General features: G+C 70.2%; 9 protein-coding genes. 5 read left to right on the top strand and 4 right to left on the bottom strand.

Annotation, left to right across the window (positions count from 1 at the left end):
- Positions 1-28 precede the first annotated feature (28 nt).
- Positions 29-835: an alpha/beta fold hydrolase gene (locus tag ACFXGJ_RS05045; protein WP_378617118.1), complete on the bottom strand. Its 807-nt coding sequence runs from the start codon at positions 833-835 to the stop codon at positions 29-31.
- Between the two features lie 122 nt (positions 836-957).
- Here ACFXGJ_RS05045 and ACFXGJ_RS05040 point away from each other — a divergent pair, with 122 nt between their 5' ends.
- From ACFXGJ_RS05040 to ACFXGJ_RS05030, 3 genes are all read left to right on the top strand, one after another.
- Complete coding sequence (locus ACFXGJ_RS05040) at positions 958-1896, top strand: methionyl-tRNA formyltransferase (RefSeq protein ID WP_378617116.1); 939 nt, start codon at positions 958-960, stop codon at positions 1894-1896.
- Between the two features lie 132 nt (positions 1897-2028).
- On the top strand, positions 2029-2916 hold the full coding sequence (locus tag ACFXGJ_RS05035) for a bile acid:sodium symporter family protein (RefSeq protein WP_378617114.1): 888 nt from the start codon (positions 2029-2031) through the stop codon (positions 2914-2916).
- 101 nt (positions 2917-3017) lie between these two features.
- Entirely contained in the window at positions 3018-3929 is a 912-nt protein-coding gene (locus ACFXGJ_RS05030; RefSeq protein ID WP_378617111.1) for a tyrosine-protein phosphatase, read from the top strand.
- A 9-nt stretch (positions 3930-3938) separates the two neighbouring features.
- Here the strand turns inward: ACFXGJ_RS05030 and ubiG are convergent, their stop codons facing one another.
- The 3 genes from ubiG to ACFXGJ_RS05015 all read right to left on the bottom strand — a co-directional run bounded on the left by ubiG (position 3939) and on the right by ACFXGJ_RS05015 (position 8321).
- Positions 3939-4715, bottom strand: a complete 777-nt coding sequence (ubiG, locus tag ACFXGJ_RS05025) for a bifunctional 2-polyprenyl-6-hydroxyphenol methylase/3-demethylubiquinol 3-O-methyltransferase UbiG (RefSeq protein ID WP_378617109.1) — start codon at positions 4713-4715, stop codon at positions 3939-3941.
- A 106-nt stretch (positions 4716-4821) separates the two neighbouring features.
- Positions 4822-6603: an ABC transporter ATP-binding protein gene (locus ACFXGJ_RS05020; RefSeq protein ID WP_378617107.1), complete on the bottom strand. Its 1782-nt coding sequence runs from the start codon at positions 6601-6603 to the stop codon at positions 4822-4824.
- Positions 6600-8321 carry an ABC transporter ATP-binding protein gene (locus ACFXGJ_RS05015; protein ID WP_378617105.1) on the bottom strand — a complete coding sequence of 574 codons (1722 nt, stop codon included), beginning with the start codon at positions 8319-8321 and terminating at the stop codon, positions 6600-6602. Before ACFXGJ_RS05015 ends, ACFXGJ_RS05020 begins: the two co-directional genes overlap by 4 nt.
- 135 nt (positions 8322-8456) lie before the next feature.
- Here ACFXGJ_RS05015 and ACFXGJ_RS05010 point away from each other — a divergent pair, with 135 nt between their 5' ends.
- Together ACFXGJ_RS05010 and ACFXGJ_RS05005 are read left to right on the top strand one after the other, a co-directional pair.
- A complete protein-coding gene (locus ACFXGJ_RS05010; protein ID WP_181762798.1) occupies positions 8457-8630 on the top strand; it encodes a hypothetical protein in 174 nt (57 codons plus the stop codon).
- A gap of 70 nt (positions 8631-8700) precedes the next feature.
- A complete protein-coding gene (locus ACFXGJ_RS05005) occupies positions 8701-10161 on the top strand; it encodes a trehalose-6-phosphate synthase (RefSeq protein ID WP_378425683.1) in 1461 nt (486 codons plus the stop codon).
- Positions 10162-10210: the final 49 nt, after the last annotated feature.

The raw sequence follows: 10210 nt of genomic DNA, 5'->3' as shown, positions 1-10210 counted from the left end.
ATTAGGGTAGGCAAACTAGCTGCCGGATCTACTCCCCCGCGAGGAAGTCGAGCACCGCGGAGTTCACGGCGTCCGGACGCTCGAGGTATCCGTAGTGGCCGCAGTCGGAGAGCTCGACGTACTGGGCTCCGGGGATCGCCTTGGCCACCTCGGCCGCGAGATGCGCCGGCACCAGCCGGTCGTCGGCGAAGCCGACCGCCAGGCACGGCACGGTGATCTTGCCGTACGCCGACAGCCGGTCGCCGAAGTCGTCGAGATTCTGCTGCGCCCGGACGCCCGGCGAGGTCTCGGACTTCGAGAACGCGAAGATGTCGAGCCAGTCCTGCGCGGCCATCTGGTCGACCATCGAGGCCGGCGACAGGTTCAGCACCGCGGTGATCGCCGCGCGGTAACTGCTCGGCAGCGTGATGCCCTTGCGGTCGAGTTCCCGCTCGCCCTCCGACAGCGCCTTCTGCAGCGCGTCGCGCCTGCCGTGCGCCGCGAGGAACACGGCCCTGCGCACGAGCTCGGGGCGCGTGAGCGCCAGTTCCTGCGCGATGCGGGCACCGAGGGAGGTGCCGACGACATAGGCGGGACCGCCGCCGAGGTGCTCGATCAGCGCCGCGGTGTCCGCGACCATCTCCTCGATCTTGATGCCGCCCGCGCACTCGTCGGTCGGCGCGATGCCACGGTTGTCGAAGGTGCACACGCGGTAACCCGCTTCGAGCAGCGCGGGCACCTGGTGCAGGTCCCACACCCGCCCGGGGCTGCCCGTCCCCATGATCAGCACGACCAGGTCACCTGAGCCCTTGACCTGGTAATTCAGCTGAATCCCATTGATCGTGGCGAGCGGCATCGACGAACCTTTCTGGCGAGGAACCGGGACGGCCCGCTACCCGAAACATATGGTTAGCCTAAGCTAGCCCGCGTCGATCCCCTCGACGGCACACAGACGCGCTCGCCCCAGGAGGAGAACCCTTGAGAGTCGCCACGCTCGGATACCAGACCTGGGGTCACCGTACCCTGCAGGCCCTCCTCGGCTCCAAGCACGAGGTGGTACTCGCGGTCACCCATCCCCGCAGCGATCACGCCTACGAGCGGATGTGGGCCGACTCGGTCGCCGATCTCGCAGCCGAACACTCCGTGCCGGTGCATATCGCGAACAAGCCCGACGAGGCGTTCAAGGCCGCCCTCGCCGAGGCCGACCCGGACATCATCGTCGCCAACAACTGGCGGACCTGGCTGCCGAAGGACGTCTTCGACCGCCCCCGGTACGGCACTCTCAACATCCACGACTCGCTGCTGCCGAAGTACACCGGCTTCTCACCGCTGATCTGGGCGCTCCTCAACGGCGAGTCCGAGGTCGGCCTCACCGCGCACCTGATGGACGAGGAACTCGACGCCGGCGCGATCGTGCTGCAGCGGTCCACCCCGGTCGGGCCGAAGGACACCGTGACCGACCTGTTCCACCGCACCGTGGACATGATCGGCCCGATCGCCGTCGACGCCCTCGACCTGATCGAGTCCGGTCGCACCGACTGGACCCCGCAGGACCGCTCGCAGGCCACCTTCTTCCACAAGCGTGCCCCCGAGGACAGCCGGATCGACTGGACCTGGCCCGCCGAGGTCATCGAACGTCTCGTGCGCGCCCAGTCCGATCCGTACCCCAACGCGTTCACCACCTTCAAGGGTCAGCGCGTCCGCGTGCTCGAGTCGTCGGTGTCGCAGGGCTGCTACGGCGGTACCCCCGGCCGGGTGTTCATCCACGAGGGCGACGGCATGGTCATCGTCGCGGGCCCGGACGCCTGGAGCGGCCGCAACAAGGGCCTGTCCATCGAGCGGGTTCGCCTCGACGACGGCACGGAGATGACCGGCAAGGAGTTCTTCCCGCACGGCGGCGGTTACCTGGGCGTCTAGTCGTTCGGGTGGTGTGCGGATTCGAGCCCGCACACCACCGGGTTGTCCTGACGGAAACGACCCCGACATTTCGGGCGGCGCTGTAGCTTCGGGCGGACATCCCACCGCCGAGCCCGGAAGTAGCCGCCCACCATGGATTCCGCACTCACCTCGGTCGCGCTGCCCGCCGCGCTGGCGATCATCATGTTCGGTCTGGGCCTGTCCCTGACCGTCGACGACTTCGCCCGGGTGGCACGCCATCCCAAGGCGGTGGCGATCGCGTTGGTGTGCCAGCTCGTGCTGCTGCCGGCGATCGCCTTCGGCCTGGTGACGGCGTTCGACCTCGACCCCCTGCTCGCCGTGGGCATGATGCTGCTCGCGGCCTCGCCCGGCGGCACCACCGCCAACCTGTTCAGCCACCTCTTCCGCGGCGACGTCGCGCTCAATGTCACTCTGACCGCGGTCAATTCGGTGCTCGCGGTGGTGACACTGCCGGTCATCACCAACTTTGCGCTCGGCTACTTCGATCCGGCGGACGGCGGCGGCAGCCTCGGGTTGCAGTTCACCAAGGTGCTGCAGGTCTTCTCGGTGGTGCTGGTGCCGGTGGCACTGGGCATCGCGACCCGACGCCGGTCGCCTGCCCTCGCCGACCGGGCGGACCGTCCGGTGCGGATCGGGTCTGCGGCGGTGCTGGCGCTCGTCATCGTCGGCACCGTGGTCTCCGAGCGAGAGAACATCGCCGACTATGCCGCGGCGATCGGCCTGATCGCCGTCGCGTTCTGCGTCCTGAGCCTCACCGTCGGCTACGTGGTGCCGCGCCGACTGGGGATCACCGACCGCCAGTCGGTCGCCTGCTCGATGGAGATCGGAATCCACAACAGCACGCTCGCCATCACGATTGCGATCAGCCTGCTCGACAGCGTGCGACTGGCGGTGCCTGCGGCGGTGTACGGCGTGGTGATGTTCCCGGTGGCCGCGGCCTTCGGCTGGCTGATCACCCGCACCACCAGGACCGACGACGCCGCCGTCTCACGCGTATGACCCGTCACAGGAAAACGGCCCCCGTCCGGCCGCGGGCTTGTAACCTCGCACGGGTTTGCGGGGGCAGACCCTCCCGCCGGGACGTTCGAGGGAGTACGACGTTGACAGCACGCCGAGGGGCACGGCCCCTGAGTCTCGCGATCGCCACCTTCGTCGCCCTGACACCTGCCCTCGTCGGGCCCGCGACAGCCGCCGCGCAATCGTCCGACATCTCGGCCGGGTCACTGATGTCCGGGTCGTCGCAGTTCGGTTCGTCCGGGCCGTCGGCGCCGCTCCCGGAACTGCCCGCCCCCGCCCCGGACGCGGTCCGACTCGACGGAGCGAAGAACTTCCGCGACATCGGCGGCTACACCACGACCGACGGCCGGAAGGTTCGCACGGCGGTCGTCTACCGCTCCAACAAGATCGACTCGCTGACCGACTCGGACCTGGCGAAGCTGACCGCCGCGAACGTCACGCTCGACGTGGACCTGCGCAACGCCTCCGAACGCGCCGAGGCGCCGGACCGGCTTCCGCCGGGCGTGCGATATCAGGTGGCCGACGTGGTCGGCCTGGACAACGGCTTCTGGTTCCACGAGTTCGTGCCGCTCACGCTCGGACGCGCGCTGATCGACGCCGCGGTCAGCGGGTCCTCGAACATCGGGCAGTCCGTCGGGTACCCCTTCATGGTCAGCTACCACGGCTCGGACGTGGCGTTCGGCGACCTGCTGAAGGCGATCGCGCACAACGACAGTGGCGCCACGATGTACCACTGCAGCGCAGGCAAGGACCGCACCGGCTGGAGCACCGCGGTGCTGCTCACCCTGCTCGGAGTCCCTCGCGACATGGTCAATGCCGACTTCATGGCGTCGAACACCTACCTCGGCCGCACCGACGCCGTCGACCTGTCCTGGCTCGACGCGGCTTTCGACCAGATGAACCGGATCTACGGCAGCTTCGACAAGTACGTGCGCGACGGCCTCGGACTCGACCAGGCCACCATCGACACCCTGCGCGCCAAACTCCTGACCTAGCGGCTGCCGTCAGGCCTTGACCGCGTAGCCCATGTAGGAGATGGCGGTGGTCCTGGTCCGGCCGAAGTCGAGTCGCCGACTCGCCTCTCCCCAGGACAGGCGCCCGCGCGCCGCCCGCGCCATGTCCAGCACCCGCAGCGGATTCTTCGACCGCGGACCCAGCCCGACGACCTGACCGGTCCGCAGCCCGCGCCGGTCGAGGGCCACGACCAGTTCGTCGGGTCTGATGCACATGGACCAGTCGTGCACGGCGGTGTCGAACAGTCGCGTCAGCCGCCACTCCTGCATGATCTTGATGGCCACGATCCTGCTGACCATCGTCCGGTTGATGGTGTCGAACAGGTAGAGCCCACCCGGCTTCAACGCACGAGCGGTCTCACCGATGACCGCGTCGAGGTCGGTCACGTGCTCGAGGACGTCGCAGCAGTAGGCGACGTCGTAGGTGTTGTCCGGCACCGGCAGCCGCTCACCGGCCCCGATCCGATAGTCGATGTCGAGATCACCGGTCGCGGCGTGCCGTCGGGCCGCGTCGACCGACACCACCGACGGATCCACGCCGACGACCCGAAACCCGATGCGGGCGAACTCCTCCGCGAGGAAGCCGCCGCCCGAGCCGATGTCGAGCGCACGCAGGCCCGCGTAGTCGTGTCCCAACCGTTGCGCGAGCACCTCCCGGAAGTAGGCGAAACGCCCCGGGGTCAGGCTCCCGTGCAGCATGTTGAGCGGGTTGTCCTCGTCCCACCAGGTCGCGCCGACTCGGTCGTACACATCGTTGTCGATGGGCATCGTCGATCACCTGCACATCCTCGGGAGACCTGCTCGCTGGGCCAGCGTCGCACGTTTACCGACCGCGCGCCATCGCTGCGCCGCGATCCCGTCGAAACATCACCGGTCAGCGACCCTCCCACGCCGCCCACAACTGTGCGTACCGTCCCTGCGCTGCAACGAGGTCCGCATGGGCGCCGCTCTCGACCACCTCACCGTGCTCGAGCACGAGCACCCGGTCGGCGGCCGCGGCCTGGGTCAGCCGGTGCGCGACCACCAACGCGGTGCGCCCTCGCGTCGCGGCGTCCGCGGCCGCCTCCAGGTCGCGGGCACCGGCGCTGCCCGCCTCGGCCGTCGCCTCGTCGAGCACGACCACCGGCGGGTCGGCCAGTACCAGCCGCGCGAGCGCCAGTTGCTGAGCCTGCGCGGCGGTGAGCGGGTGCCCACCCTCCCCCACCACCGTGTCGAGCCCGGCGTCGAGCGCGCGCACCCACTCCAGCGCGCCGACCGTCGCCAGGGCCGCCTCGACGTCGGGCACACTCGCCGACGGCCGGGCCAGGCGCAGGTCCTCGATCAGCGGACCGGCGAACACGTGCACCTCCTGGCTGATGATCACCACCTGCCCGCGCAGGTCGCCGCCCAGCTCCGCGAGCGGCACACCGCCGATCGTGACGGAGCCCGCGGCCGGAACGATCGAACCCGCCGCGACGGCGGCCACCGTGCTCTTACCCGCGCCGGTCGACCCGACCAACGCCACCCGCTCGCCGGGCGCGACTCGAAGGTCGATGCCGCGCAACACCTCCCGGTCACCGTCGTAGCTGTGCCGGATGCCGGACAGTCGCAGTTCCGCGGTCGCGGGCATCGCGCCGGACGCCTGGGTCCGCGGTGCCGGGATGTTGACCACGCCGACCAGCCGGGCCAGACTCGCGCCGGCGGACTGGATCTCGCCGAAGGTGTACATCAGCATGCCGATCGGGTTGAAGAGCCGATGGAACAGCAGCGCCGCGGCGGTCGTCTCGCCGACCGTCGCCAGCTCCCCCTTCACCAACACGAACCCGACCACCAGGATCGACGACAGCCCGACGAACTCCGCCCGGTTGCCGCGGCCCGCGAACCGGGTGAAGAGGGCGAACACCCCGGTCGCGATGTCGCGGGCACGACCGGAGGCCTGGTCGATCTCGGCCAGGTGCTGCTCCTCGAGCCCGTAGGCGCGGACCGTGCGGGCGCCGGTCATGCTGGCGATCAGCGACTGGGACCGCTCCCCCATGGCGACCCTCTCCGCCGCGAACATCGGTCCGGACCGCGGCAGGTACCAGTGCAGGGCGAGCGCGTACATCGGCAACGCGACGGCCCCGGCGAGACCGAGGCGCCAGTCGATGCCGAGCATCGCGACCATGCTGAGCCCGACCAGCAGCACCGCCGACACCAGGTTCGGCACCACCTCGGACACCGCCTTGCCGATCACCGACACGTCGTCACCGACCCGGGAGAGCAAGTCGCCCTTGCCGACTCGCTCGACGGTGGAGACCGGCAGGGTCAGGGCCCGCTCGACCGTCCGCTCACGCAGCCGGGCGAGCAGACTCTCGCCGAGCCTGCTGATCAGCACCGAACCCCAGCCCGCGAACACCCCGCCGACGATCGCGGCGACGGTGATCACCACGACCACGCCGACGATCGCGGACACGGGCTCGTGGGCCCGGACCTGGTCCACCAGAACGCCGAACACGTAGATCGGCACCAGCGACACCGCGGCGCCGACCAGGCCGACGGCGACCGTCGCCGCGGTCAGCCCTCGGGCTCGGCCGAATTCGGCGCGCAGCCAGGCCCAGCTCTCCCGCGCCGACGCGATCGGCAGGCGGACAACGGCATTCGCCTGCGACACATCGGTCGCCGCGCCGAGTGCGCTCATCGCAGCACGCCCTTCCGGTAGTTCTCGTCGGCCGCGGCGAGTTCGCCGTGCGTGCCCTCGCCCGCGACGCGGCCGTCGGCGAGCACGACGACGCGGTCCGCGACCGACAGCAGCGCCGGGCTGCTGGTGATCAGCACGGTGGTGTGCAGCCGGGGTTCGTCCGAGGCGTGCCGCAGCCGCGAGATGCCTTCCGCGATGGCCTGTTCGGTCACCGCGTCGACGGCGGTGGTGGGATCGTGCAACACGAGCACCGGCGCCTGTGCGAGCAGCGCCCGCGCCAACGCGACACGCTGCCGTTGCCCGCCGGACAGGCTCGAGCCGCGGTCGGTCACGGCGAGATCGAGTCCGTGCGGATGGGCTCCGACGACTTCCGACGCGGCGGAGGCCTCCAGCGCCAGGCGGACGGCCGCCGGGTCCGCGTCGGGCCTGCCCGCCGCCACGTTCGAGCCGACGGTGCCGGCGAACAGGTCGGTGTGGTGCGGCTCGACCAGCAGCGCCCGGCGGGCCTGCGCGAGGTCGAGTTCGGCCAGGCCCGCACCGCCGACGGTGACCTTCCCCAGGTACTCCTCGGGCGGGACGTGTCCGGACAGCAACTGCGCGAGTGCCTCGCCGTCCTGCGGGCCGTGCGAGAGCACCCCGAGCAGCTCTCCGGGCTCCGCGCGCAGGGACAGCCCGCGCAACGAGCGGTAGTGCACGTCGGCGAGCTCGAGGTCGGCGGTGGCGGGCAGCGGATGCGAGCCGGCCGGCACCATCGGCTCCGCGTCGAGCACCAGGGCGAGGCGGTCCGCCGACGCGCGGGCGTTCGCGACGTACCCCGGCACCCGTGCGAGCATGCCGAGCGGCTCGATGACGAACTGCGAGAGCCCGACCACGGTGATCAGCTCGCCGACGGTGATTCTGCCCTCCAGCGCAAAGGCGCCGGCAAATCCGGCCACGCCGACCGCCAGCAACGCACTGACCGTCACCGACGCGCCGAGGAACGCGCCGGAGGTCCGGGCGGCCCGCAGGGTGGCGTCGAGCGCGCGCCCGCTGACCTCCCTGTAACGCCGGGTCGCCTCGGCCTCGGCACCGATCCCGCGCAGCGGCCGTAGCCCGGCGACCAGATCGGTCGCCATGCCCGACGCGCGGGCGGTCGCCTCCTGCTGCGCGGTGGCCCGGCGGGTGATCAGCGGGGCCACCAGTTGCATCAGCCCGAGAATCACCGGGGTGCCCAGCAGGACCGCCAGGCCCAGTGGGACGTCGATGAGCAGCAACGTGACCGCCGAGGCCACCACACCGGTCAGCGCAGCGACGATCCGCGGCAGTACGTCGAGGATCCACGCCTCACGCTCCGCGTCGGAGGTCGCGACCGTCAGCAGTTCGCCGGAGCGCAGATCGGTCCGGACACCGCGCGGATGCAGGATCCGGCCGGCCACCTCCACCCGCAGCAGATGCGCCTCGCTCTGCATGGCGGCGACGATCAGCCGCGCACCGGTGCGCCACGCGGCGGTGAGCACCAGGAACAGTGCGCCCAGTCCCGCCACCGACCACAGCAGAGCACCCGTCGCCCCGGTCGTGATCGCCCTGCCGACGATCACGCCGATCGCGATCGGCACTGCGGTCTCCGCAAGCTGGTGCACGACCAGCAGCGCCGTGCCCACGGCCAACCTGCCGCGGTGCCTGCCGAGCGTGCGACGCAGGATTGCGCCACCGCCGATGCGGGTGGGTGTGCGCCCCATCCGACCCCCTCGTTTCGTTAAGTTAGCGAACCCTAACCGACGGGGAACTGGCGCAGGACAGCCTGGTTCTCCTAGAGTCGCTCAGACGAACGACAAGCTGCACATTCGGCAGCTCGCCTGGGAGGAACCAGCACCATGGCCACCGACACCACCACCGAGAACGACATCGCCGACGAGGAGCTCGAACCGGTCGCCGACGAGACCGCACGTCAGGCACAGCGCGTCGTCGCCGCGTATGCGGAAGACGCCGACGAATGCCGGATGCTGCTGTCTATGCTGGGCATCGGCCCCTCGGCCAAGATCGACTAGCTCGCCGCTTCCGTCAGCTCCGAAAGCTCAGGGCTGACGGATCACGCGGCCCCCGACCCGAAGGAAGACAGTGGGCTCAGCCGCCTCGGAGTTTGTCGTCGTCGCCAATCGGCTGCCCGTCGACCTGGAGAAACTCCCCGACGGCAGCACCCGATGGAAGCGCAGTCCAGGCGGCCTGGTCACCGCACTCGAACCCATTCTTCGCGGCAAGAGCGGCGCCTGGGTCGGGTGGCCCGGGGTGCCCGACACCGATCTCGGCCCCATCGTCGAGGACGGCATCGAGCTGCACCCCGTCCGGCTCAGCGCGCAGGAAGTCGCCGACTACTACGAGGGCTTCTCCAACGCCACCCTGTGGCCGCTCTACCACGACGTCATCGTCAAACCCGTCTACGACCGCAGCTGGTGGAACGCCTACGTCGAGGTGAACCGGCGCTTCGCCGAGGCCGCCTCGGAAGCCGCGGCCGAGGGCGCCACCGTCTGGATCCAGGACTACCAGCTCCAGCTCGTACCGAAGATGCTGCGCATGCTGCGGCCCGATCTGACGATCGGGTTCTTCCTGCACATCCCGTTCCCGCCGGTCGAGCTGTTCATGCAGATGCCGTGGCGGACCGAGATCGTCGAGGGACTGCTCGGTGCGGACCTGATCGGATTCCACCTGCCCGGCGGCGCGCAGAACTTCCTGTACCTGGCGCGGCGGCTCGCCGGCCAGCCGACCTCGCGCGGCAATGTCGGTGTCCGATCCAAGCTGGGCGTGGTCCAGGTCGGCTTCCGCAACGTTCGGGTCGGGGCCTTCCCCATCTCGATCGACTCCGGCAAGCTCGACGAGCTCTCGCGCACCAAGGCCGTCCGCGACCGCGCCAAGCAGATCCGCAAGGAGCTCGGCAACCCGCGCAAGATCATGCTCGGCGTGGACCGACTCGACTACACCAAGGGCATCGACGTCCGGCTCAACGCCATTCGCGAACTGCTCGAGGAAGGCAGACTCGATCCCGCCGACAACGTCATGGTCCAGCTCGCCACCCCGAGCCGTGAGCGGGTCGAGAGCTACATCCAGATGCGCGGCGACATCGAACAGCAGGTCGGCCGGATCAACGGCGAGTTCGGTCAGGTCGGGCGGCCGGTGGTGCACTACCTGCACCGGCCGATCGCGCGGGAGGAACTGGTCGCCTTCTTCGTCGCCGCCGACGTCATGCTGGTGACCCCGCTGCGCGACGGCATGAACCTCGTAGCCAAGGAGTACGTGGCCTGCCGCAGCGACCTCGGAGGGGCGCTGCTGCTGTCCGAGTTCACCGGTGCCGCAGCGGAACTGCGTCAGGCCTACCTGACCAACCCGCACGACCTGGACGGCGTCAAGGACAGCATGGTCGAGGCCCTCGAGCAGGATCGCGAACAGGGCAGGCGACGGATGCGCGCGTTGCGTCGACAGGTCCTCGCGCACGACGTGGACCGCTGGGCCAAGTCGTTCCTCGCGGCGCTCGCCCGCGACTCGGTCGCCGGGGCGGCCCTGCTCGGCGACGAGATCAAGGCCTGAGCCGAAACGACGAGGGGCGCGGCCTACCGGGTTCTCCCCGGGGCCGCGC

Origin of the sequence: Rhodococcus sp. NPDC059234 (assembly GCF_042754225.1) — a bacterium.
Classification (GTDB): Bacteria; Actinomycetota; Actinomycetes; order Mycobacteriales; family Mycobacteriaceae; genus Rhodococcus_G.
Note: the sequence above shows the minus strand (reverse complement) of the source record. Positions and strands in the feature narration are given on the sequence as shown.

What these genes read in the sequence shown, in the direction of transcription:
- ubiG (WP_378617109.1), bottom strand. Translation starts at nt 4,715, where the DNA reads ATGCCCATCGACAACGATGTGTACGACCGAGTCGGCGCGACCTGGTGG.
- ACFXGJ_RS05020 (WP_378617107.1), bottom strand. Translation starts at nt 6,603, where the DNA reads ATGAGCGCACTCGGCGCGGCGACCGATGTGTCGCAGGCGAATGCCGTT.
- ACFXGJ_RS05035 (WP_378617114.1), top strand. Translation starts at nt 2,029, where the DNA reads ATGGATTCCGCACTCACCTCGGTCGCGCTGCCCGCCGCGCTGGCGATC.
- ACFXGJ_RS05010 (WP_181762798.1), top strand. Translation starts at nt 8,457, where the DNA reads ATGGCCACCGACACCACCACCGAGAACGACATCGCCGACGAGGAGCTC.
- ACFXGJ_RS05045 (WP_378617118.1), bottom strand. Translation starts at nt 835, where the DNA reads ATGCCGCTCGCCACGATCAATGGGATTCAGCTGAATTACCAGGTCAAG.
- ACFXGJ_RS05015 (WP_378617105.1), bottom strand. Translation starts at nt 8,321, where the DNA reads ATGGGGCGCACACCCACCCGCATCGGCGGTGGCGCAATCCTGCGTCGC.